General features: G+C 31.2%; 24 protein-coding genes. 7 read left to right on the forward strand and 17 right to left on the reverse strand.

Annotation, left to right across the window (positions count from 1 at the left end; all coding sequences use genetic code 11):
• From B2217_RS07510 to B2217_RS07540, 7 genes are all read right to left on the reverse strand, one after another.
• The coding region (locus B2217_RS07510) for a DEAD/DEAH box helicase (protein ID WP_291122247.1) at positions 1-1,237 on the reverse strand (1,237 nt) is incomplete at its 3' end.
• A gap of 27 nt (positions 1,238-1,264) precedes the next feature.
• The gene (locus B2217_RS07515; protein WP_291094336.1) at positions 1,265-1,798 is read right to left on the reverse strand and encodes an STM3941 family protein; all 534 of its coding nucleotides are present in this window, start codon (positions 1,796-1,798) and stop codon (positions 1,265-1,267) included.
• Positions 1,799-1,844: 46 nt separating this feature from the next.
• Positions 1,845-2,315, reverse strand: a complete 471-nt coding sequence (locus B2217_RS07520; protein WP_291094333.1) for a hypothetical protein — start codon at positions 2,313-2,315, stop codon at positions 1,845-1,847.
• A 77-nt stretch (positions 2,316-2,392) separates the two neighbouring features.
• The gene (locus B2217_RS07525) at positions 2,393-4,156 is read right to left on the reverse strand and encodes an AMP-dependent synthetase/ligase (RefSeq protein WP_291122249.1); all 1,764 of its coding nucleotides are present in this window, start codon (positions 4,154-4,156) and stop codon (positions 2,393-2,395) included.
• Positions 4,157-4,701: 545 nt separating this feature from the next.
• A complete protein-coding gene (locus B2217_RS07530; protein WP_291122251.1) occupies positions 4,702-6,477 on the reverse strand; it encodes an AMP-dependent synthetase/ligase in 1,776 nt (591 codons plus the stop codon).
• 131 nt (positions 6,478-6,608) lie between these two features.
• Complete coding sequence (locus tag B2217_RS07535; protein ID WP_291122252.1) at positions 6,609-8,375, reverse strand: AMP-dependent synthetase/ligase; 1,767 nt, start codon at positions 8,373-8,375, stop codon at positions 6,609-6,611.
• A 105-nt stretch (positions 8,376-8,480) separates the two neighbouring features.
• Complete coding sequence (locus B2217_RS07540) at positions 8,481-9,134, reverse strand: class I SAM-dependent methyltransferase (protein ID WP_221855054.1); 654 nt, start codon at positions 9,132-9,134, stop codon at positions 8,481-8,483.
• 107 nt (positions 9,135-9,241) lie between these two features.
• Here B2217_RS07540 and B2217_RS07545 point away from each other — a divergent pair, with 107 nt between their 5' ends.
• Both B2217_RS07545 and B2217_RS07550 read left to right on the forward strand, forming a co-directional pair.
• Positions 9,242-9,823, forward strand: coding sequence for a DUF6642 family protein (locus B2217_RS07545; protein ID WP_219033962.1), 582 nt, complete (start codon positions 9,242-9,244; stop codon positions 9,821-9,823).
• A gap of 64 nt (positions 9,824-9,887) precedes the next feature.
• Positions 9,888-11,288, forward strand: coding sequence for an alkaline phosphatase (locus B2217_RS07550; RefSeq protein WP_180906713.1), 1,401 nt, complete (start codon positions 9,888-9,890; stop codon positions 11,286-11,288).
• Between the two features lie 51 nt (positions 11,289-11,339).
• Here the strand turns inward: B2217_RS07550 and B2217_RS07555 are convergent, their stop codons facing one another.
• Genes B2217_RS07555 through B2217_RS07590 form a run of 8 tightly spaced genes read right to left on the reverse strand, consistent with a single transcriptional unit; the run spans position 11,340 to position 15,613 of the window.
• A complete protein-coding gene (locus B2217_RS07555; RefSeq protein ID WP_135836490.1) occupies positions 11,340-11,786 on the reverse strand; it encodes a VOC family protein in 447 nt (148 codons plus the stop codon).
• 27 nt (positions 11,787-11,813) lie between these two features.
• Positions 11,814-12,470, reverse strand: coding sequence for a DUF2461 domain-containing protein (locus tag B2217_RS07560; protein WP_180906712.1), 657 nt, complete (start codon positions 12,468-12,470; stop codon positions 11,814-11,816).
• Between the two features lie 3 nt (positions 12,471-12,473).
• A complete protein-coding gene (locus tag B2217_RS07565) occupies positions 12,474-12,938 on the reverse strand; it encodes a DUF1801 domain-containing protein (RefSeq protein WP_180906711.1) in 465 nt (154 codons plus the stop codon).
• Complete coding sequence (locus tag B2217_RS07570) at positions 12,938-13,918, reverse strand: DUF1801 domain-containing protein (RefSeq protein ID WP_180906710.1); 981 nt, start codon at positions 13,916-13,918, stop codon at positions 12,938-12,940. The genes B2217_RS07565 and B2217_RS07570 overlap by 1 nt, the downstream gene beginning before the upstream one ends.
• Positions 13,873-14,328, reverse strand: a complete 456-nt coding sequence (locus tag B2217_RS07575) for an SRPBCC domain-containing protein (protein WP_180906709.1) — start codon at positions 14,326-14,328, stop codon at positions 13,873-13,875. Before B2217_RS07575 ends, B2217_RS07570 begins: the two co-directional genes overlap by 46 nt.
• Positions 14,329-14,331: 3 nt before the next feature.
• The gene (locus tag B2217_RS07580) at positions 14,332-14,724 is read right to left on the reverse strand and encodes a VOC family protein (protein WP_180906708.1); all 393 of its coding nucleotides are present in this window, start codon (positions 14,722-14,724) and stop codon (positions 14,332-14,334) included.
• Positions 14,725-14,736: 12 nt separating this feature from the next.
• On the reverse strand, positions 14,737-15,144 hold the full coding sequence (locus B2217_RS07585; protein ID WP_180906707.1) for an SRPBCC family protein: 408 nt from the start codon (positions 15,142-15,144) through the stop codon (positions 14,737-14,739).
• A 22-nt stretch (positions 15,145-15,166) separates the two neighbouring features.
• The gene (locus B2217_RS07590; protein ID WP_180906706.1) at positions 15,167-15,613 is read right to left on the reverse strand and encodes an SRPBCC domain-containing protein; all 447 of its coding nucleotides are present in this window, start codon (positions 15,611-15,613) and stop codon (positions 15,167-15,169) included.
• A gap of 173 nt (positions 15,614-15,786) precedes the next feature.
• Between B2217_RS07590 and B2217_RS07595 the strand changes: the two genes are divergently transcribed.
• Positions 15,787-17,637 (forward strand): CocE/NonD family hydrolase, encoded by a 1,851-nt coding sequence (locus tag B2217_RS07595; RefSeq protein WP_244958047.1) that lies wholly within the window; start codon positions 15,787-15,789, stop codon positions 17,635-17,637.
• Between the two features lie 53 nt (positions 17,638-17,690).
• On the opposite strand, the gene B2217_RS07600 is transcribed toward B2217_RS07595, so the two are convergent.
• On the reverse strand, positions 17,691-18,107 hold the full coding sequence (locus B2217_RS07600; RefSeq protein WP_125350069.1) for an OsmC family peroxiredoxin: 417 nt from the start codon (positions 18,105-18,107) through the stop codon (positions 17,691-17,693).
• 245 nt (positions 18,108-18,352) lie between these two features.
• Positions 18,353-19,369, reverse strand: a complete 1,017-nt coding sequence (locus B2217_RS07605; protein ID WP_291122254.1) for a YCF48-related protein — start codon at positions 19,367-19,369, stop codon at positions 18,353-18,355.
• 184 nt (positions 19,370-19,553) lie between these two features.
• Here B2217_RS07605 and glsA point away from each other — a divergent pair, with 184 nt between their 5' ends.
• The 4 genes from glsA to B2217_RS07625 all read left to right on the forward strand — a co-directional run bounded on the left by glsA (position 19,554) and on the right by B2217_RS07625 (position 23,188).
• Entirely contained in the window at positions 19,554-20,495 is a 942-nt protein-coding gene (gene glsA / locus B2217_RS07610; RefSeq protein WP_376741536.1) for a glutaminase A, read from the forward strand.
• A 6-nt stretch (positions 20,496-20,501) separates the two neighbouring features.
• Entirely contained in the window at positions 20,502-21,395 is an 894-nt protein-coding gene (locus B2217_RS07615) for a LysR family transcriptional regulator (protein WP_115000365.1), read from the forward strand.
• Between the two features lie 73 nt (positions 21,396-21,468).
• On the forward strand, positions 21,469-22,428 hold the full coding sequence (locus B2217_RS07620; protein ID WP_115000367.1) for a YeiH family protein: 960 nt from the start codon (positions 21,469-21,471) through the stop codon (positions 22,426-22,428).
• A gap of 52 nt (positions 22,429-22,480) precedes the next feature.
• The gene (locus tag B2217_RS07625; RefSeq protein WP_291122256.1) at positions 22,481-23,188 is read left to right on the forward strand and encodes a peptidylprolyl isomerase; all 708 of its coding nucleotides are present in this window, start codon (positions 22,481-22,483) and stop codon (positions 23,186-23,188) included.
• Positions 23,189-23,217: the final 29 nt, after the last annotated feature.

Consider the following 23,217-nt stretch of genomic DNA (forward strand, 5'->3'; position numbering starts at 1 on the left):
GAACTTTTTTACGATTAATCGCAACATACGAAGTGGTATCTTTTACCTCAATAATTCCGACATCATTTTTCTCTAAACCTCCTTTTTTGAACAAAAATCCGACAATATCAACTTTATTGACTTTGTCTTTTTTTCCTGCAGAAATATAAATCGTTTGGTAAGGTGTACGTTCTGGAATTTTATATGTTCCACCTAAATTTTCGATCGGTAAATTTTCATTTACAAATGGAAAATGTTCTTCATTACTGATAATTAAATATACAAAACCTTTCGCATTCATACGCGCTGTACGTCCATTACGGTGAATAAAAGCAGCTTCTTTTGCAGGTAATTGATAATGAATAATCGAATCTACTTCTGGAATATCCAAACCACGCGCAGCCAAATCTGTTGTAATTAAAACTCTAACCGAATCATTTCTGAATTTCAGTAACGCACGTTCACGTTCGTCTTGTTCCATTCCTCCATGAAAACTTTCGCGCGCAATTCCTTTTTCATGCAACAAATTACTTATACGGTCAACAGCATCGCGGTGATTACAAAAAATCAACATACGTTTGCTTCCAATTTTACAAATCAAATTGAATAATGTATCCAATTTTTCTTCTGAAATGGTATTAACCACTTTCATATGTAAATCTGGTTTTACCTCGATTTGTTTTAGATAACTCACAATTTTTTCGTCATTCAATCCAACAAATTCTGGAATGTTTTCCATTTCTGTAGCAGAAGTCAAAATACGTTGTTTCAAGCCAGAAAGTTGCTCAACAATAAAACTCATGTCTTCTTGAAAACCTAATTCTAACGCTTTATCAAATTCATCTAAAATTAAAGTCTGAACAGTTGAAGGATCAAAATTTTCGTTACGTAAATGATACGCAATACGTCCAGGAGTTCCGATTAACACAGCTGGAGCTTCTAACAAAGTATTTTGCTCAACTTTTGTATTATGTCCACCATAACAACACGTTACTTTATAATCAGATTTCATCGATTTGAAAACTGTTTCGATTTGTAAAGCTAACTCACGAGCAGGAACTAAAATTAAGGTTTGAACACCTTTTACATCTGGATTTAAATCTCTTAAAGTCGGAAATAAAAACGCCAATGTTTTACCAGAACCTGTTGGTGATAATAGAATTAAATCTCGTTGATTTTCGGACATTTTGAATGCTGAACGTTGCATTGCATTCATATCTTTAATGCCCAAATTTTTATAAAGTAAATCGATTTGCATGCTGCAAAAATAGTCTATTCTTTCGAATTAATCATTTTTTGATGCTGTAGAAATCTTATAATCTTCCATAAATTCATCAAAAAGATTCATGATTTCGAAGTGATTTTTATCTAATGTATTTGCATCAAACGAAACAACAGCACCATACATTTTATTCCAAAATCTCATGCGTGCTTGTAAGAATTTTTGAGATTCATTATTGATAAAATCATCAGCACCAACAACTTTTATATTGATGACACGCTGACGAGGTAATTTCAGTTCTTCAATTTCCAGAATTTTTCCCCATTCAATATAATTCAATTCATCAGAAGGTTTGTAAACGATTCCTTTTTTATCGATCAATAAAATCGATTGTTTTTTCATCAACTTTTTGATTGAAATTATGATAAATAGTAAACTTGGAAGAAATAAACTTCCACTTAAAACTTTTGCAGTTTGCGGAGAATTAACTTGATTGGCATTTAAAAATAAATAAATTGAACAAGCAAAAAATAAAAGACTACCAAATAATAATCCCCAATTGCTTGTCTGTTTTGCGTAAACTTTAACTGAATTCAACTGATTTTGTTTTTACAAAAATAAAGATTTAATATTTAAGTTATTTTTAAGAATAAACTCTTTTGAGTCTATAAAATATTAAAAGTGTAAAAATACCAAAACACATAGAAGTTATTAGGAAAAAATAGAAATTACTAAAATGTGAAAAATTCAAAAATGACAATAAATTATATCCATTAAAAGTTTTTAAAATTTTCAAGAAAATAAACGACAATAGAATAATTAAAACAAAATTTATTAAACTTATTTTTTTCTTTATTAATAATAAACCAAATAAAAGAAAACCCAAAAATAAACCTAAATAAGTTGATAATTTAATCCATAACAAATAATAGAAGATATCTCTAGGAAAACTCTGTTTCGAAGAAAGTTTAGTAAAAGTTTCATCTGTCCCTAAATTAGATACATTTCTTAATAATTCGATATTTGTTAAAAAAGAAAATTGATTAATTGTTATTGTTAAAAAAACAGTTATAACAATACCTACTATTAGTTGTCTTAAATCTTCTTTTCCCATAATTCAAAATAAGATATATAAATTTGTTTCAATAAATATACAAAAAAAAGAGCCTCAAAAACTGAGACTCTTTCTAATTATCCAAAAATTTCTTGGTATTGTTTCTTATATTTTTCTAAAATTATTTTACGTTTAAACTTTAACGTTGGCGTCAACTCTCCTCCTTCTACAGTCATTTCATTTGGAATAATTGCAATCTTTTTGATTTGCTCCCAATGTCCAAAATTAGTATTCAGTTGATTAATTTCTTCTTCTAATTTCTTTTTGACAACATCACTTTTCTGAAATTCATCATGAGGAAGATTTACAATTTCTGGAGCATTTGACTGTGCCCATTTTTTGAGATTTGTATAACTCGGAACCACGAAAGCTCCAGGAAACTTCTCTCCTTCTCCAACAACCATCAATTGCTCGATGAATGGCGATTCTACCATTTTCATCTCAATTTGTTGCGGAACAATATATTTTCCTCCCGAAGTTTTGTACATTTCTTTTTTACGGTCAACAATTTTCAAGAATTTATTGTCTACCCATTCTCCAATATCGCCCGTATATAGCCAACCATCTTTTATTGTTTCGGCAGTTTTTTCTGGTAAATTATGATAACCCATCATCACAATATCACCTTTTACTAAAATTTCACCATCATCGGCCAATTTTACTTCAACACCTTTCAATGGAGGTCCAACAGTTCCAATCTTTTTCCCTCGACGAAAACAATTCACCGCAATTACTGGCGAAGCTTCTGTCAATCCATAACCTTCATAAATTGGAATTTCAGCGGCTAAAAAAACGCGAACAATTCGTTGTTGAATCGCTGCACTTCCCGTTACAATTGCTTTTAATTCGCCTCCAAGTCCTTCGTACCATTTGTGTAAAACTAATTTTCGAGAAATTGTTAATTTCAAATTATAAAATGTAGAACGCTTATCATCTTCTAAAACAAACTCATCGCCAATTTTTACAGCCCAATCAAAAATAGATTTCTTAAAACCTGATAATTGCGCTCCCGTTTGCATGATTTTTTCATACACTTTTTCAATCACACGAGGAACTGCCGTAATCATATGCGGTTTGATTTCTTTTAAATTATCGCCAATCTTCTCCATCGATTCTGCAAAATATATCGAAATTCCCATGTAAACATACAAGTACTGAATTGTTCGCTCATATGCATGACAAGCTGGAAGAAAGGTCAAAGCACGATCGTAAGGATCAAGTGGTGTTGAATATTCGCATGCCATAACATCTGCAATAATGTTTTTGTGCGACAACATTACGCCTTTCGGATTTCCTGTTGTTCCTGATGTATAGATTAAAAAAGCTAAATCTTCGTGCTTTACATTTGCGGCACGTTTGTCTATTTCTTCTTGTTGAATTGTTTTTCCTTTTTCGATTAAAACATTCCAACTTTCTGTATTTTCAAATTCATCAATCGAGTACAGTTGCTCTAATGAAGGCAATTTTGTTTTGAGTTGATTGATTCGCGTATACAAATCGAGATTACTTGTAAAACACAATTTTATAGCCGAATCGCTAAAAATATATTCGTAATCGCTGTCAGAAATATTCGGATAAATCGCTATCACAACAGCTCCGATTTGTTGTATCGCATAATCTATCATATTCCATTCGACACGATTTTCTGAGATTAATCCCACTTTTTCACCTGGTTGAACTCCACAAGCGATCAATCCTTTTGAGATTGCATCAACATGTTCTAAAAAAGTTGTGGTTTTCATTGGTTTCCATTCTCCATTTTGTTTGGATACAAACATGGATAAATCAGGAAACTTTTCCAGCTGACGTTTTGGTAAATCAAAAATTCTGGTTGCTTCCATAGCGTACTTATAGTTTTGTAATTTTGAAAAGAATTCGTCGAAAATAGCGTAAAATGATGAGTTTTTCAAAAATTTTATCTTCAACTTAAAAAGAATTATATTCGTCATAACTATTACAATTATGAAATATCTAATTTTATTTCTCTTATTATTTTACTCTTGCAGTTCTGATTTTAAAAAGTCTTATATAATTGGAGATATTAAATTATATGAATTACAATGTTCTGGACACTATTATTTAAGCACTGATAATTGTGATTGTAAACATTTACCAACTAATTATTTTATTCCAAAAGGAGAAAATGATTCATTTTTTGAATTATTCTTAAGAGAGAATAATGGTAAACTTCAAGTTAATTCACTTTATAATGAATTTGAAACTCATGGAAATAGCTAAGAGAAAGTAGATTTTATTATATATACCGATAACGCTTCTTTTATGGATAGTATTGAAAAAGTAGATTATACTGTGATTCGTGGTTATACTAACGAAAGAATGAATCCATAAAAAAATCCCTCAACTCATTATGAATTGAGGGATTTTTTTATTTATAAATTTCTTCGAATTCTTTCTGATATTTCTTTAGAATAACTTTACGTTTTAATTTCAAAGTTGGAGTTAATTCTTCACCTTCAATCGTAAATTCATGCGCTAAAATTGCTGGTTTCTTAATCTGTTCCCAATTTCCAAAAAACTGATTTGCTTTACGAACTTCTTGATTAATTACTTTATGAACTTCTGTAGATGCTATGAATTCATCGCGAGAAAGATTACTAATTTCAGGTGCATTTTCTTTTGCCCATTCTTTCAGATTTGCATAATTCGGAACAATAAAAGCTGACGCAAATTTTTGCGCATCACCAACAACCATTGCTTGCTCAATAAAATTTGATTCGACAAGTTTTGTTTCAATTGGTTGAGGAACAACATATTTTCCACCAGAAATTTTGAACATTTCCTTTTTACGATCAATGATTTTCAAGAAATGACCTTCTCCTTCCTCCCAAACTCCAATATCACCTGTGTGCAACCATCCATCAATAATGACCTCATCGGTCGCTTTTTGATTTTTATAATAGCCCATCATCACATTAGGACCTTGAACCAAAATTTCTCCATCTTCGGCTAATTTTACCTTAACATCTTTTATTGGTAAACCCACAGTCCCTATTCGAACACCTAATTTATGCGGATTATTTACAGTGATTAAAGGCGAAGTTTCCGTCATTCCATATCCTTCAAAAAATGGTAATCCAGCCGCCATAAAAACACGCGCAATTTTACCTTGCAACGAAGCACTTCCCGAAATAATATATTTGAAATTACCTCCTAACGCTTCATAAAATTTATTCAAAACTAATTTTCGAGCTAAAGCTAACTTCACATTATACACCAAAGATCGTTTCTTCGCATCAGGTTCATATTGAGAAGCAATATTAATCGCCCAATCAAAAACTTTTCGTTTTTTTCCTGTTAAAGCGCTACCTGTTTTTAGGATTTTCTCATAAACTTTTTCCATCACTCGAGGAACAGCAGTCATGATATGAGGTTGTACTTCATTGATATTATCACCAATTTTTTCAAAACCTTCGGCGAAATAAACCGTTACACCAATATATAAATAGGTATAAATTACAGTTCTTTCGTATGTATGACAAGGCGGTAAAAAAGTCAAACCTCTTGTTCCTTCTTCTAACACAACAATTTCTTTTGCCGCAATAAAATTCGAAACCAAATTATTATGAGACAACATTACACCTTTCGGTTTTCCTGTTGTTCCAGACGTATAAATTAAAGTTGCTAAATCTGAATTTCGAACAATTGAACTAAGATTATTTACATATTCGTCTGTTATATCTTTTCCAATTTCTTTTAATTCTGACCAATTTCTAGAATCTGGGAACTCATTAATTGCAAAAACATATTCTAAACTATAAATTGTCCCAAACATATTATTGATACGTTCATACAAATTTTTTGTACTTACAATACACAATTGTATTTCGGCATCATTGAAGATAAATTGATATTCAAAATCTGTAATATTTGGATAAATCGCTACCACAACCGCACCAATTTGCTGAATTGCAAAATCAATCACATGCCATTCATAGCGGCTTTCACATACAAGTCCTACTCGATCACCAGGTTTAACTCCCAAAGCCAATAAACCTTTAGAAATTTCTCTTGTTTGCGCAATAAATTCGGCTGGTTTTGTAAACTTCCATTCGCCATCAATTTTACTTGCAAACATATTATGATTGGGGTAAAGTTCTTGTTGACGATAAGCTAAGTCAAAAATTCGTGTAGGATTATTCATTTTCTAAATACTAAACTTTATAAAAAAGAGTGCAAATTTGGTGCAAAATTTTCATAAATCAGTTTTATTTCATGAAAAAAGCAAGATTAATAAAAATCTTGCTTCATTATTTTTCTAAAAAATTGATGTTTTTATTGATAAATTCCGTCAATTTCTTTTTTATATTTTTCTGAAATGATTTTACGTTTCATTTTCAAAGTTGGCGTTAATTCTCCAGCTTCAATTGTAAATTCATAAGGTAATAAATGAAATCTTTTAATCTTTTCCCAATTTCCAAAATTGACATTTAATTTATTGATTTCATTTCCTATCAATTCATAAATTTTTGGATGCGTTAAAAACTCTTCACGAGGTAAATTAATCAATGAAGATTCATTTGCTTTTGCCCAATCAATGCAGTTTTCATATGAAGGAATAACCAAAGCAGCTGGGAATTTTCGTCCTTCTCCAACAACCATAATTTGTTCGATATAATTAGATTCTGAAAGAATTTTCTCAATTTGTTGCGGCACAACATATTTTCCTCCAGAAGTTTTGAACATTTCTTTTTTACGATCGATAATTTTTAAGAATTTATTATCAACCCATTCGCCAATATCTCCCGTATATAACCAACCATCTTTCAAAACTTCAGCAGTCGCTACTGGATTTTTATAATATCCTTGCATGATATTTTTCCCTTTTGCTAAGATTTCTCCGTCTTCAGCTAATTTAATTTCAATATCAATCAAAGGAATCCCTACAGTTCCGATTTTCATTCCACGTTTGATACAATTTACAGATAAACAAGGCCCAGCTTCTGTTAAACCATAACCTTCGTAAATTGGAATTCCGGCAGCTAAATACAATTTCAATAAACGAGTTTGTAATGTTGCACTTCCCGAAGCAATTCCTTTTACATTTCCGCCAAGCGCTGCTTTCCATTTCGAAAAAATTAATTTTCGAGCAATGTTTAATTGAAATTTATACCAAGCAGAAAGTTTTGATTCGTCTAAATCATACTGTTCTCCTAACGAAATTGCCCAAAAGAATAAAGCTCTTTTTACTCCTGTCAATTGTTCTCCAGTCGCCATTATTTTATCGTAAACTTTCTCTAAAACACGTGGAACAGCCGAAAAAATATGTGGTTGAACTTCTTTCATATCTTGCCCAATCGTATCCATTGATTGTGCAAAATAGATTGGTAATCCCATTTTGATGTACACGTATTGAAAGACGCGTTCATACGCATGACAAGCAGGTAAAAAAGACAACGCTTTATCATACGCTTTTACAGGAAAAGAATATTCGGAACTATTGACATCAGCCAATAAATTTTCGTGAGAAAGCATAACACCTTTCGGGTTTCCTGTTGTTCCAGAAGTATAAATAAGAGTTGCTAAATCAGTTGGTTTTACATTGTCCATCTTCGTTTGTAAAACCTCATCAGAAATAGAAATTCCTTTCGAAATTAGCTCAATCCAATTTGGTGTATGCGGATAAGTATTAAATGTATAAACTTGTTCAAGATTTGGAATACGATCTTTGATTCCTAATAATCGTTGATACAACGCATCATTGCTCACAAAACAAAGTTTGATTTCGGCATCATTTAGAATAAATTCGTAATCATTATCCGAAATATTGGGATAAATTGCCACAACAACAGCTCCAATTTGCTGAATTGCAAAATCTACTAAATTCCATTCTAAACGATTTTCGCTGATTAACGCAACTTTATCATTTTGTTGAACACCATTTGCAATCAAACCTTTCGAAATATTATTTACTCGATTGATAAAATCTGTTGTCGAAATTCCCTTCCATTCTCCTTTTTCTTTGTAATTAAAAATCGAAATGTTAGGTGTATTTTTTTCTTGAAATCGAGATAAATCGAATACTCTTTGTGGTTGTTTCATATTCTTGAAATAAGGATACAAATTTCTGCTAATTCTTTCTACTTTAGAAATTATTTACTCATTCTTTTCTCAAAAAAATTAAGTTTATTATCAATAAAAATCATTTTATTTTTTTGCAATAATTATACTATACTCTCTTTCAACTTTTTCGCCAGCTTTGCTAATTACACTTTCTGAAAATGTTTTTCTATTTTCAATAGAAAATTTAGCTGATTTCAATAGTTTTATCACTTCGTCTTCTGTGTATAAATTGAAGCCAAATTGAGTAAAAGGTAAAGTTTCCATAAATTCCTTTTTAGCAAAAGTAAGAGCAAATTCCCCATTGAATTTCAAGACTCTATAAATTTCACTCAAGAAAAATTTAGGATTTTTCCAAAAATAGATTGTATTCACTGTGAAAATTTTATCAAAACGTTTTTCATAAAAATGAATTCTTTCATCCATAATTATTTCAAATCTAATATTTGCATTCAAATAATCAGAATTGTTCGTGATAGCACTATTTTTCATGACCTGTGAAAGTTCTAAACCAATATATTCTAAATCCTTTGCTTGATTTAATACATAAGGTAAATGCTTACAATTTCCATGACCTAACTCTAATATTTGTTCTTTATTTTGTAATTGTAAATGATCTATTGTCGTTTTTATCATACCAAAATTACTTTCATTCATTTGCTCACCAACTTCAATTCCTTCGTCTCCATTTGGACAACTCAATTGTTCCGCAAGATTTTGTAAATCAATATTATTTTTCATTAAATTTATTTATATAGAATAATTCTAAATTAATAAATATTAATCATTGTTCGCGTGATTTTAATCATTTAAAAATTACATCTTACCTTTGAAAAATAGTAAAATAGATGAAGGATATTATACGAACTGAAGACGAAGATGATTTCAAATTGTTTTGTTTGGAATCTGTAGCAGATATTGAAGAGCAAAATGATTCGCAATTATTGGAATTTTTGGAACATTTGGCTCGAGAATTTCAGATTACAAATGTTTATAAAACGACTGATAGCTTTGAAGGTTTCGAAGAAAGTTTGACCAATCTTCTTTATCATGATAAATATTTTAGAGATTATAAAATCATTTATTTAGTTTTTGAAGGCGAAGGAAATCAAATTCAAATTGATGATTATTACTATAGTTTGGAAGAAGTAGCAGAAATTTTTCAAGGAAAACTAACCGATAAAATTGTTCATTTTGCAAATACAATGAGTTTAAATTTGGAAGACGAAAGTTTTCAATATTTTATTGATGTTACAGGAGCAAAAGCCTTATCTGGATATGTAAACCCTTCTCCAATTTTGAGTACAATTTTAGATCAATATTATTTTTGTTTAGCAAAAGAAATTGATGACGAAGAAGAGCTTGTACATGCATTGTTTGATAAACACGCCAATATATGCCTGAAATTAGGATTTAGATTGTATCATTAATAAGATTTAACAATAAGCTAAAATACTTTTCAGAAATAATCTATTCATTTACAAAAACAATAAAATGGATAGACGTAAATTTCTTAGAGGATCGGCATTAGTTTCTACTGGTTTAATTCTAAATCCTTTCGATTTATTTGCTCAAAATAAAATCAAACCTAATCTTTCTACAAATACTACAAAGAATATTATTTTTATGATAAGCGATGGAATGAGTTCTGGGACTCTTGCTATGGCTAATTTATACAACAAACAATTACACGGAAAAAATGGTAATTGGATTAATCTTTATGAAGAAAATAAAGTAAAAAGAGCTTTGATGGACACTGCTTCTGCAAGTTCTATTGTTACCGATTCTGCGGCTGCGAGTTCTGCTTTTGGAGGTGGAATTCGTGTAAAAAATGGTGTATTGAACATTGGTGCGAATGGAGAAAATCATGTTCCGATTTGGCAAAAATTCAAAAAAGCTGGTAAAAGAACGGGTTGTGTGACAACGGTTACGATTACTCATGCAACTCCTGCTGGTTTTTGTGTGAATTCTGCTAGTAGAAATGCTGAGCCAGAGATTGCTGAAAAATATGCCGAAATTGGTATTGATGTTTTATTAGGTGGCGGTGACGAATTTTTTAATTCAGCCAAAAGAGAAGACAAGAAAGATCTGTATACGGTTTATAAGAAAAAAGGTTATCAAATTGCGAAAACAAAGGAAGAATTAGCAAAATCTCAAAACAATATATCTTTATTGGGAATTTTCAATACTGGAGCAATTCCTTATGCAATTGACCATAAAAATCTCTCAAAAAATAAATCTATTCCTACGCTTGCAGAAATGACTAAGGTTGCGATTGATAATTTGAAAAGTCATCAAAATGGTTTTGTATTGCAAGTAGAAGCGGGAAAAGTAGATTGGGCAGCGCATGCGAATGATGTTGCAGGATTAATTAATGATCAACTTGCATTTGATGAAACTATCAAAACTGTAATGGATTTTGCTGAAAAGGATGGAAATACATTAGTTATCATCACAACTGATCACGGAAATGCAAATCCAGGAACAATTTATGGAGCTGATGTAAACAAAAATTTTGAAAGTATTGTTAATTATAGATATACCAACGAACATATTTTGAATGAAATTCACGAAGATTTTAACTTACAAGAAATCAAAGATTGGATTGTCGAAACAAATGGTTTTAGTTTGACAGATGATGAAGCAAAACATATGTTAGATTTTTACAAAGGTTTGGATAAAGAAGAAGGATTGTATAATTTCAAAAAACTTCCATTCAAATTTTTCTCTGAAATTCAGAAAAAACGCAACAATGTTGGTTGGATAAGTATGGATCACTCGGGCGATTACGTAGAATTGGCAATGTATGGACCTGGAAGTGATTTGTTAAAGCCATTTGTAAAAAATACAGATCTTCATCAACTTATGTTACAAGCAACAAATGTAAATGTATAAACAAAAACCTCTCAAAGTTGAGAGGTTTTTGTTATTTATCTATCTTAATAATTACATCGAATGTGCTTTATTTCCTTCAAAATGAATCATCCAAGGTGTTCCAAATTGATCAATAAAAGACGCATAAAGCTCAGCAAAAAACTGTTCTGCCAAAGGCATTTCTAATGATTTTGCATTTACCGAAAGACGATCATATAATTGATGCGCTTCTGCAGGATTATCGACATCAAGCATAATGTAATTGTTATTTCCAGCTTTGTATTGATGTCCAAATTCTTCAATAATATCAGAACCCATTAACATTGTTGTTTCATTAATAAACAATGCCACATGCGAAACTTTATCCTTTGCACTATCTGGAATCTGAAATTCTGGACTTGGCGGCATATCACCCATTTTATACATCCCAATATTTTGCGTTTCAAAAACAGTTTCATAAAACTGAAATGCCTTTTCGCAATCTCCGTTAAAATTTAAGTAAGCGTGTACTTTAGCCATAATATTGTATTTTTTGTGATTATTTTTTTAATATAATGGTTGACCATTTTCATCGGTTGTTAAAACCTCGGTCATATAATCTAAAAATGGTTGAAGAACTTGAATTGATTTTGCTACTTTTTGTGGAAAATCTTTTGCTAAAACTTCTTCATCTGTAAAATTCTTAATAAACAAATATTGCTTTTTACGCAACAACTCAATTCTTTCATGATCTTTAGAAAATCCTTTTGGCGCAGATTTCACTTCATCTCCTTGCATTTCTCCAAATTCTTTCTGAATCATTTTTGATTGCAAAATCTTTGCTAATTCATCCGAAACTTCAATATCTTTTCTAATACGAAGCAAATCTTCACGTTCTGGTCCCCAAAAACCAACACCAATAAAATTATGATTCGGTTGAATATGAAAATAATATCCACCTCTATTAAGTGGTTTTTTACGACCTGTTTGTGCAGAAAAATGAGTTTTATAAGGAGTTTTATCGTGAGAAAAACGAACATCTCTGTAAATTCTATAAATTTTGAGCGGTTCTAATTCTTTCTTTTTAGTTAATTCTTGGTAAATCGCATTGAAAATTGAATCTGCTTCAGCTTTCGCCGTATCAAATTCAACTTTGTGCTCCGTAAACCATTCGCGGTTATTATTTTTTTCTAATTTTTTTAAAAATTTAACGATTTGTGACATGATTTATTTTTTTCGAGTAAGTAGTACTTTTTCATAATTTTCTATCCATTGTTGTGGCGTAATTCTTTGCGCTAATTCTCCGATTAATTCGAATGGAATATCCTCCACTTTTTTGAAACGAATACAACTTTTTCCCATATCTAATTTACGTTTCGAGTATTTTGGATATTCGGCGACAAACCAATTCAGCAATTTGTCGTCCATATAAATTCCCATGTGATATAACGCAATAAAATTCTTTTGAGAAGCGATATTGATAAACGGCAACGGCGATTTCGGATCGCAATGATAACCATTCGGATAAAGTGAATGCGGCACAACAAACCCAAGATGACCATAGCTCAACTGCAACTCGAAACCAACGGGTAAATTATCTGCCAAAATTTTAATTAATTTCTCAATAGCTTCTTTTCTTTCTACAGGAATTGACGTTAAATATTCTTCTAAATTTGCGACTTCGTATTGCATTATTTTCGGTATTTATCATTCAAACCTTTGCCTTCCATAATCATAGGTTTTATTTTTTCGATGCGAGAAATTTTCGTTTTTTCTTGTTTTGCTTCATCAATATATTCGATGTATTCTTTTTGCTTTCCAGGACTTAAAATTTTAAATGAAGTAAATAATTTATCATCCTGATTTAGAGTTTCTTTCAAAATTCCATTAACTTCTTTTGGTACAGATTTTTGAGGCTTTATTTCCTTTCCATCTTTCAGCAATTGAATCGCTTCTAAGACATATTCTCTTACTTTTTCGACATCAATTTCATCAGCAGAATTAAATCTCCATTGACGTAAAGCTTTCGTTTTTTCCACATTTGCGTTCACCAAAACTTTGTATTGATCTTTCAAGAAAACGCCATTGTGAAACCACAACGCAAAATGATTTTTAAAACCACTAAATGCCAACACATTTTTCTTGTTGAACGTATAAATATCTCCACCCCATTTAAACTCTTTTACCAATTCTGTTTCATTTACAACTTGTTGAATTTTCTCATTCGCTTCAACCCAATTACCATTGTATTTTGTCCATTCTCCAGATTTTTGATTCTTCATCAAATTAACTTTATACAACACAATTTCCTTCAATAACTTCTTTGGTAAAGCCTTATCCAAAGGAAGTTGTATTGCTCCTTTTGATGTTTTATAATCGGTTAAATCATTTTGAAAATGTTCGATTGTTTCTGCTCCAGGATAAATTCCTACATGATTTTTGAACATCGCAAAATGAATTACATTTCCATTCAATCGGAAAGTGGGCATTTTATAATTAATCGTTTCTGTTGCTTGTGGTACAGCTTCGTGAATAATTTTTCTTACGTTTTCTAAAATATCTTGTTTGGCTTGATCAAACCCAAGAATATATTCATCAATAGTTGTAAAATTATTTGTCATCATCATTAATCCTCGCAAATCTCTTTCAGCTTGCGTAGTGCATTTATCCACATTTCTCTGACTTGAGTTTCTGGAAAAACCTGATCATCTATTTCTACCGAACAAGTTAATCGTGTATGACCTTCTACATCTTCCAATTTATACGTTTCTTCTGTATTTTTCCACACATCAATTTCTGGTCCATCAAAAATCTCTTGACCATCTTCGTTCAGCTTTCCGATATGACGCATTTTGATTGATTTTCCTACAATATTTTCATCTATTGTAGCAATCATCGCAGCCGAACCTTTTTCGGTTTCATAAGTGAAATAAACATGAGAACCTTCGGACCAATCTCCTTTGAAATCTGAAGTTTCACTAAACGGCGTTGTCCAAATTTTATACGAATCTGGTGCAATCATTACTTTATGCACATGCTTAGGCTGCGCATAAATAACTTCTGTAAACGATACTTTTTTCATATTTTAAGCATTTGCTAATCCAAAAACAGCTCCAGCAGGATCTTCTACAATTGCAAATTGAAGATTTCCTTCTTTATTTTTAATCTCATGAATAGATTTCCCTCCCATTTCCAACGCTTTTTGCAAACTTTCCGCAACATTATCTACACTAATGTACATAATCCATTGTGATGGAATTCCTTTATTCATGCCACGTTTCGTACAAACTCCACCAGCCGCATTTTCTGAAGAAGACATCATTGTATAATCATTGTATTCCTCTTCATCATCTTTCATCGCAACATTTTTGACTTCCCAACCAACAACTTCTTTGTAAAAATCTTTTAATTCAGTCGAATTTTCAACAGTTAAATCAGCCCAAACCATTTGACCAATTTTCGATTTATTTTCATCCATCTTCAACTATTTTTAGCTTTTCGATTCAACATAATTCTTGAAACTATTCAAAATAGCTTGCCAACCTTGTGTCTGCATTTCAGTAGGATTTTGACTTTCTGGTTCAAATTTTTCTGTGATTTTGGTTAAATTATTCTCTTCATGAAAATTTATTTCAACCTTGCGACCATCTGCAATGTAATAACGAATAAATTTATTTGGAATGATTTCGTCATATTTAGCTTCAAATTCGAATTGAAAACTACCATCTTTTGCAGCCATCGTACTGTTTAATTTTCCACCAACTTGCAAATCATTTTCTGCTTTAGGACAATGCCAATCATCAGAAGCTTGATTCCATTTTACAATATCTTCAGGAGAATTAAAAGCTTTCCAAACCTGATCTATTGGAGCATTTATTATTGTTTCGATTGTAATCATACGTATAGTTTTTTGTTGATTTTTAAGGTTTCATAAAATCAAAAGCACCTTTGCGCAAATTAATTCCGTATTCGAGATAAGCTTTCAGACAAGCCAAGAAATTCGCCCAACCTTCTGTTTGTCCCATCAATTGCTTAATTCCAGCTTCATCATCATTCATTTCATGTTCAATGACTTTAACAATTGTCGAATCATTTTCTCCTTTTTCGAGAAAAATCTCCACCAGCATATCATCAACTCCACCGCTCCAATCAAAAGAAATGTATTCATCTTGTTTTAAATCGCCTCCCATTACAGGAAAAATATCATCAAACTCAGGAAATTTCCATTCAACAATTTTTCCAGTTTCGATAGCTCCTGATGAAGAAGCAATAAAATATTGATTCATTTTATTTGGATTAACAATCGCATCAAAAACTTCATTTTTAGATTTCTGAATTTGAATTGTTGCTTTTGCAGTTAACTTCATTTCAATTAATTTTGGCTAACTAATTTAATCAAAAAAAGTGTTCGAATTTTCGAATTCATAAAAAATAATTAAAACTTTATCGATATTGAAATCATTTATAGAAAATAATTCGATTTGTACTTTTAAAAAATAAAAGTTTTTTACATTTATAGTATTGTAAAATTGATAAACACGTGAAAAAATTTACTCAAAAAGCAACTCTACTTAGTCTTATTTTGATGAGTGGAATTAGCTATGCGCAAGATGCAAAAGCAGATTCTGCCTATGTTAGAGAGCATTATGAAAAGACCGAACAATTGATTCCGATGCGAGATGGAACGAAATTGTTTACAGCTATTTATACGCCAAAAGATCAAACCAAGAAATATCCTGTTTTACTTAATCGAACGCCTTATACAGTGGCGCCTTACGGAGCAAATGAGTATAAAAAATCGCTTGGAAATTTCCCTGCAGAAATGCGCGAAGGATTTATATTCGTATACCAAGATGTGAGAGGAAAATGGATGAGCGAGGGTGAATTTGAAGATGTACGACCAGTTAATAAAACGAAAAATAAAAAGGCAATAGACGAAAGTACAGATACGTACGACACGTTGGAATGGTTGGCAAAAAACATGAAAAATTACAACCAAAAAGCTGGAATTTATGGAATTTCTTATCCTGGTTTTTATTCGACAATGAGTTTGGTTAATTCGCATCCAACGCTGAAAGCTGTTTCACCACAAGCACCAGTTACGAATTGGTTTTTAGGCGACGATTTTCATCACAATGGTGTTTTATTTCTAAATGATTCTTTCAAATTTATGTCATCATTTGGTGTTAAACGTCCGCAACCAATTACACCAGATAAAGGTCCGAAATCTTTAGAATATCCAATCAAAGATAATTACCGTTTTTATTTGGAAGGTGGATCTGTAAAGGAATTGAAGGATAAATATTTCCAAGATAATATCAAATTCTACAATGATTTGTTTGCACATCCTGATTATGATCAATTTTGGCAAGATCGAAACCCTTTACCACATCTTACCAATGTGAAACCTGCTGTGATGACGGTTGGTGGTTTCTTTGATGCAGAAGATGTTTATGGTGCATTTGAAACCTATAAAGCAATTGAAAAGCAAAATCCGAATGCAACAAATATTTTGGTAGCTGGACCTTGGTTTCATGGTGGTTGGGTTCGCTCTAAAGCCGATACATTTGGTGATATGCAATTTGGAACGCCAACAGGAGAATATTATCAGCAACAAATTGAGTTACCTTTTTTCAATTATTATTTAAAAGACAAAGGAAATTTCAAACCAACAGAAGCGCAAATTTTTATCACAGGTTCTAATGAATGGAAACAGTTTGATAATTGGCCTCCAAAGAATGTGACAACGCAGAAAATGTATTTACAAGCTAACGGAAAAATATCTTTTCAACAGACTAATAACGCAAGTTTTGATGAATATGTAGCAGATCCAAATAATCCAGTTCCGTATCAAGGTGGTGTTTTAGAAAGTCGTCCGCGAGAATATATGGTCGATGATCAACGATTTGCGTCAACTCGTCCTGATGTTATGGTTTATCAAACCGACATTTTAACTGAAGATATGACGATTACAGGTCCAATTATCAATCATCTATTTGTTTCATCAACGGGAACAGATGCTGATTATGTAGTAAAATTGATTGATGTTTTCCCTGAAGACACACCAAAATATAATGGAAAATTGATGGCTGGATATCAAAATTTGATTCGTGCCGAAATTATGCGAGGAAAGTACCGCAATAGTTTTGAAAAACCTGAAGCAATGGTTCCTAATCAGAAAACAAATGTGACGTATTCTATGCCAGATGTTGGACATACTTTCAAGAAAGGACATCGTATCATGATTCAAGTTCAGAATACATGGTTTCCTTTAGCCGACCGTAATCCGCAACAATTTATGAATGTTTACGAAACAACTGCGAAAGATTTCTTGAAACAAACACAACGAATTTATCACGATTCTTATATCGAAATTCCAGTTTTGAAATAACAAAAAAATCCAACAAATTACTTGTTGGATTTTTTATTTTTGGACCCAACAATTTATTCAACTAAAACTGCCGAAACCAATACTTTTTCGAAGCTAAATGAAACACTTATCGGACAAGTTTCTTCTGCTTCTTTTGCTATTTTCTGAAATTCTTCATCTGTAATCGAAGGAATTTTTGCTGTTAAACTTAATTCTGAGCGAACAACTTTCCCTCCTTCAAAAACAATTTTACAATCGGTTTCTAATTTTTCTGCTGTATATCCTGCTTCTCCTAATAAACCTGATGTTTTCATTGTAAAACAACCTGCATGAGCTGCTGCCAAAAGTTCTTCTGGGTTTGTTCCTACTCCTTCTTCAAATCGACTTTTGAACGAATATTGTGTATTATCTAATACTGTACTTTGTGTGGTTAGTGTTCCTGATCCTTCTGTAACCGAACCATTCCAAACTGCTTTTGCACTTCTTTTCATTTTGAATATTTTTTAGATTGAATTTTATTAAAGTTAAAAATTATGAAATCATTAGAGGAATTAATTCTCAACTTTATGAATAATTTTAACGAAAAAAGTTCAGATAAAATTTATCTGAACTTTTACTAAAAAAACTACTAACCACCCTTTACTATGAATTGTATTAGGTTATTCAAATTTACAAAGAAACTAGTATTTATAAAATTGAAAATCAATTTCTAATCTAATTTTAATTTTAGAAACTTTTAAAACGTAATTTTTCCAATCTTTCCTTTATTTCCCACCAAAATCACATATTTCTTATCTGGCGAAACTGTACACGTATTGTAACTATCTTGTGTAATAGTTGTCCAATTATGTCCTCCATCTGCAGAATAATCTACTCCAGAATAACCACAAACCAAGACTTTATCTTTTGAAATAATTGTTACACCAGATTTATATCCTTTTGGATATTTCCATGAATCTTGAAAATCAATTTTACCATTTGTCAACTTAAATTTATAGAAATTATAGCTCGAATCTTCTGGTTTTGTAAAATCTCCACCAACCAAATATCCTACATTATTTGTTGCGTCATAAGCCATTCCATTAATTCCAGAAGTAGAACTTTTTGTTTTCTCTAACGCATACATTTGACCACCTTTTGGCGTATAATAGTATAAATTCGATAGCTCTCCTCCTGTCACAATCAAGGTTTGCTTTGCATCTACATACAAATTACTTCCACTTGAAGCAAAAAAAGCTTCTTTCGGATTTTTTAAACGCAAAGGTTGACCATGAAGCGATTTTGCAACTTCCCATTTTGTCGGATCAGTAATCGAAGACGTTAATACAAATGGTTTATCTGGCGACATTGGATCGCCCAAGACAATAATCTTTTTCGAAGTTTTATCCACATAAATTGCATCTAAAAAAATACCTTTTTCATTATTTTCATACACTTTATTCCATGATTTTCCGCCATCTTTCGTTTGCAAAACATAAGCAGGAGAATCAATTCCTAAAGCTAAATAGTTATCTTTTCCTAAAACTTCTACATCTCTAAAATCTCTATTTTCAACAACTTTCGGGTTAATCCAACTAAATGTTTTACCACCATCTATCGTTTTACCAATTGTATTTTTTGAGCCAGAAACAATAAACGTTTTTGCATCCTGAAAAGCCAAACCTCGGTAACTAACAGACGAATTTTCCTCATTAATCACTTGATAGGTTTGCGCAAAAGACAAACTCGATAACAATAGGACGAAATATTTCATTTTTTTATAAATTTTAGATTCTACATTTTATATAAAACTATTTTATCTCGGCGAATCAACCAAATATTTTTTAAGTTTGTGTTTTACATCAAATAAAATGAAACGATATACATTCTCAACATTACTTCTAAGTCTTACTTTAACATGTTTTAATCCAATTAATCAAACTGTTTATGGACAAAATATGTCAAAAAATAGTTCGAGAAGTTTACAGATTAATGAAAAAACATTAAACGATATTCTTGAGAGAAATAAAGCTTTTTACAAAGAAGGAAAAGTTGCCGATTATATTCCAGAATTAGGAAAAATGCAAGCGGATAAAATTGCTTTTTCTGTAGTTAATGAAAATGGTAAAGTGATAAATGTTGGCGATATCAATCAAAAATTTACAATTCAAAGTATTTCTAAAATCATTGCGTTGATGATTGCTGTTACAGAAAAAGGGGAGAAAAATGTATTTTCTAAAATGGGTTATTTCGGAACAGATAAACCATTTAATCATTACGCAAACCTTGAAACGACAGGAAAACCTCTGAATCCAATGATGAATGCTGGTGCGATTTTAACAACTTCTATGATTGATGGTGAAGGTGAAATTCCTTTCAAAAAAATCCTTGAAATGGTTCGCTACATCACCAAAAATAATTCGATAGATTATAGCAAATCCGTTTATAATTCTGAAAAAGAAACGGGACACAAAAATCGTGGAATGTTTTATTTGATGAAAAATAATGGCTTGATTGAAGGTGATGAAGAAAAGTTGAACAACTATTTCAAACAATGTTCTATCGAAGTAACTGCCGAAGATTTAGCTAAAATTGGTTATTTCTTTGCGCATCAATGCACACGTTTTGATGGTGATACAACGTATAAAAATCCAGAAATCTCACAGTTAATTCAATCTCAAATGTTGACTGCTGGAATGTATGAATTTAGTGGCAAATATTCACGCACCGTTGGTTTACCAAGTAAATCTGGCGTTGGTGGCGGAATTACCGTTTCCGTTCCAAACAAAATTGGTATCGGCGTTTTCAGTCCTGCACTTGACGAACATGGGAATTCCGCAGCTGGATATCATATGATTTTGGATTTGGTAAAGCAATACAATTTAAGCTTATTTCAATAATTTCTTATGTTCGATTTTAGATTAAAAGTTTTTGATACGGTTGCTAAACGATTGAATTTCACGAAAGCAGCAAACGAATTAAACATAACACAACCAGCTGTTACAAAACACATTAAAGAAATTGAATTAAATCTTAACATTAAGTTATTTGAACGAAATGGGACGAAAATAAAATTGACCAAAGCTGGTGAAATTCTATTAAAATATACAGAAGAAATTTTTTCTGTTTATCAAAAAATAGAATTTGAAATTGGGCAATTACAAGAAAAACAAAAAGGAATTTTACGTTTGGGTGCAAGTACGACAATTGCGCAATATGTATTACCTCCTATTTTGGCAGAATTTCGAAAAAGATTTCCTGAAATTCAATTGAGTTTGGTGATTCAAAATTCTGAAAGAATTGAAGAATTATTAGGAAATCATAAAATCGATGTCGGTTTAATTGAAGCTCAAATCAAAAATAGAACGTTTCATTATTTTCCGTTTATGAAAGATGAAATTGTGTTAGTTTCTCGTCAAAATCATTCTATTTTTACCAAAAATAATATCAAATTAGATGATTTAAAGAACATTCCGTTGGTTTTTCGGGAACCTGGTTCTGGAACTTTAGAAACCATTGATTTAGCTTTAAAATCGAAAAATATAAAGCTAAATGAACTCAATATCGAAATTCAATTGGGAAGTACAGAAAGTATAAAATCGTATGTGTTACATTCTGATGCTTTAGCGTTTTTATCAATTCAATCTATTTTACAAGAACTTAAAAATCAAACTTTAACTATTATTGACATTAAAAACCTTGTGATAGAACGTAATTTCAATTTTATCATTCCAGAAGGTGATCAATCTAAATTGGTGAATTTGTTTATTAATTTTTGCAATAGTTATAACTTAAAGTAATAATAGATTACTTTTTATCATTTCTTTTTGAATAATAAGTACAAGAAATTTGTACCATAAAATTATTCAAATCATGAAAATTATACATTCAGAAAAAGGCTTATTTCAACAATTCACTACACAAAAAGTTATCTTTTTAATTTGTGCATTTCTATGTTTAATGCCTTTTATAAGCTCTCCTATCGCATTAGTTTTAGGATTTGTTGTTGCGCAAATATTTGGAAATCCATACGAAGTACAATCACGAAAAGTATCAAACACTTTACTGAAAGTTGCTGTGGTAGGTTTAGGATTCGGAATGAATATTTTTTCGGCTATACAAGCAGGAAAAGAAGGAATTGTATTCACCGTTGTAAGTATTTCTACGTTGATGATTTTAGGATTTTTATTTACCAAACTCTTCAAAATTGAAAAAGCTACAGGCTACCTAATTTCCGCTGGAACAGCAATTTGCGGAGGAAGTGCAATCGCTGCAATCGCGCCAATTACAAAAGCAAAACCCAATCAAATTTCGGTTGCTTTAGCAGTAGTTTTCACATTAAACTCAATTGCATTATTGATTTTCCCACCGCTTGGACATTTATTCAACTTATCTCAACACGAATTTGGTTTATGGTGCGCTATCGCAATTCACGACACAAGTTCTGTCGTTGGAGCAGCAAGTAAATACGGAGAAGAAGCTTTACAAATCGCTACAACAGTGAAATTAGCTCGCGCACTTTGGATTATTCCATTATCGTTTTTAACCTTATTGTTTTTCAAAAACAACACATCAAAAATTAATATTCCGTGGTTTATTGGTCTATTTTTAATCGCTATTTGTGTGAATACCTATGTACCTTTTGTCCATCAATTTAGTCCAATTATTATCGATCTATCTAAAGCTGCTCTTACGCTTACATTATTCTTAATCGGCACAAGTTTATCATTCAAAATGATGAAAAATATCGGCTACAAACCGTTATTAATGGCGATTATTTTATGGGTAATTATTGGTGTTGGAAGTTTAATTATGATTATGAATTTAGCTTAAAATCATTCAGATTTCTATATTTGTTGTTATCTTTAGAACAAGAAAATTTACAATGAATCATCGATTATTAAAAAATATTGCTCTCGGAATTGGATTTTCAATTTCGAGTTTTGTTTCTGCGCAAACCTATACTTTAAAATTCAAAACTAATTACGGAAAATTTGATGTAATGTTATATGATTTCACTCCCAAACATCGCGATTTGATTTTGAGTGAGATTAATAAAGGAACTTATACAAATGCACAATTTAACAGAGTTGTGAAAGATTTCGTCATTCAAGGAGGCGAATTAGATGATCCTATTTTGGCGCGAGAAGCCGAACATCCAGAACAAAAACCGATTCGTTTAGCACCAGAATTTAATCCGAAAGCTTTTCATAAAATGGGTGCTCTAGGCGCTGGTCGAGATGGAAATAAAGAGAAAGCATCGTATTACAATCAAATTTATTTTGTTGTTGGAAAGAGAATTACAGAAGAAGAATTAGATAACTTAGAAGCTAAAAAAGGAATCAAATTTACAGCAGAACAACGCGCTGAGTATTTGAAAAATGGTGGTCAGCCTCGTTTAGATCATGATTTTACAGTTTTTGGAGAAATTACAAAAGGCTTAGACAAAGTCATGAAAATTAGTAATGTTGAAACGAAAAACGAATTACCATTAGAACCTGTTATTTTTTCAATCAAAGTGAAAAAGAAAAAAACGCCTACGAAATATAACAAAACAAGTGTTTCTTTGGGCGGTACAGCGATTGGTTTTTAATTATTATTTTTGTACCTCAATTATAAATT

Source organism: Empedobacter sp. UBA7620 (genome assembly GCF_002484185.1).
Taxonomy (GTDB): domain Bacteria; phylum Bacteroidota; class Bacteroidia; order Flavobacteriales; family Weeksellaceae; genus Empedobacter; species Empedobacter falsenii_C.

Coding starts and splice junctions, on each gene's coding strand:
- B2217_RS07520 (WP_291094333.1), bottom strand. CDS start 2,315: ATGGGAAAAGAAGATTTAAGACAACTAATAGTAGGTATTGTTATAACT.
- B2217_RS07525 (WP_291122249.1), bottom strand. CDS start 4,156: ATGGAAGCAACCAGAATTTTTGATTTACCAAAACGTCAGCTGGAAAAG.
- B2217_RS07530 (WP_291122251.1), bottom strand. CDS start 6,477: ATGAATAATCCTACACGAATTTTTGACTTAGCTTATCGTCAACAAGAA.
- B2217_RS07535 (WP_291122252.1), bottom strand. CDS start 8,375: ATGAAACAACCACAAAGAGTATTCGATTTATCTCGATTTCAAGAAAAA.
- B2217_RS07540 (WP_221855054.1), bottom strand. CDS start 9,134: ATGAAAAATAATATTGATTTACAAAATCTTGCGGAACAATTGAGTTGT.
- B2217_RS07545 (WP_219033962.1), top strand. CDS start 9,242: ATGAAGGATATTATACGAACTGAAGACGAAGATGATTTCAAATTGTTT.
- B2217_RS07550 (WP_180906713.1), top strand. CDS start 9,888: ATGGATAGACGTAAATTTCTTAGAGGATCGGCATTAGTTTCTACTGGT.
- B2217_RS07555 (WP_135836490.1), bottom strand. CDS start 11,786: ATGGCTAAAGTACACGCTTACTTAAATTTTAACGGAGATTGCGAAAAG.
- B2217_RS07560 (WP_180906712.1), bottom strand. CDS start 12,470: ATGTCACAAATCGTTAAATTTTTAAAAAAATTAGAAAAAAATAATAAC.
- B2217_RS07565 (WP_180906711.1), bottom strand. CDS start 12,938: ATGCAATACGAAGTCGCAAATTTAGAAGAATATTTAACGTCAATTCCT.
- B2217_RS07575 (WP_180906709.1), bottom strand. CDS start 14,328: ATGAAAAAAGTATCGTTTACAGAAGTTATTTATGCGCAGCCTAAGCAT.
- B2217_RS07580 (WP_180906708.1), bottom strand. CDS start 14,724: ATGGATGAAAATAAATCGAAAATTGGTCAAATGGTTTGGGCTGATTTA.
- B2217_RS07585 (WP_180906707.1), bottom strand. CDS start 15,144: ATGATTACAATCGAAACAATAATAAATGCTCCAATAGATCAGGTTTGG.
- B2217_RS07590 (WP_180906706.1), bottom strand. CDS start 15,613: ATGAAGTTAACTGCAAAAGCAACAATTCAAATTCAGAAATCTAAAAAT.
- B2217_RS07600 (WP_125350069.1), bottom strand. CDS start 18,107: ATGAAAAGAAGTGCAAAAGCAGTTTGGAATGGTTCGGTTACAGAAGGA.
- B2217_RS07605 (WP_291122254.1), bottom strand. CDS start 19,369: ATGAAATATTTCGTCCTATTGTTATCGAGTTTGTCTTTTGCGCAAACC.
- glsA (WP_376741536.1), top strand. CDS start 19,554: ATGTCAAAAAATAGTTCGAGAAGTTTACAGATTAATGAAAAAACATTA.
- B2217_RS07615 (WP_115000365.1), top strand. CDS start 20,502: ATGTTCGATTTTAGATTAAAAGTTTTTGATACGGTTGCTAAACGATTG.
- B2217_RS07620 (WP_115000367.1), top strand. CDS start 21,469: ATGAAAATTATACATTCAGAAAAAGGCTTATTTCAACAATTCACTACA.
- B2217_RS07625 (WP_291122256.1), top strand. CDS start 22,481: ATGAATCATCGATTATTAAAAAATATTGCTCTCGGAATTGGATTTTCA.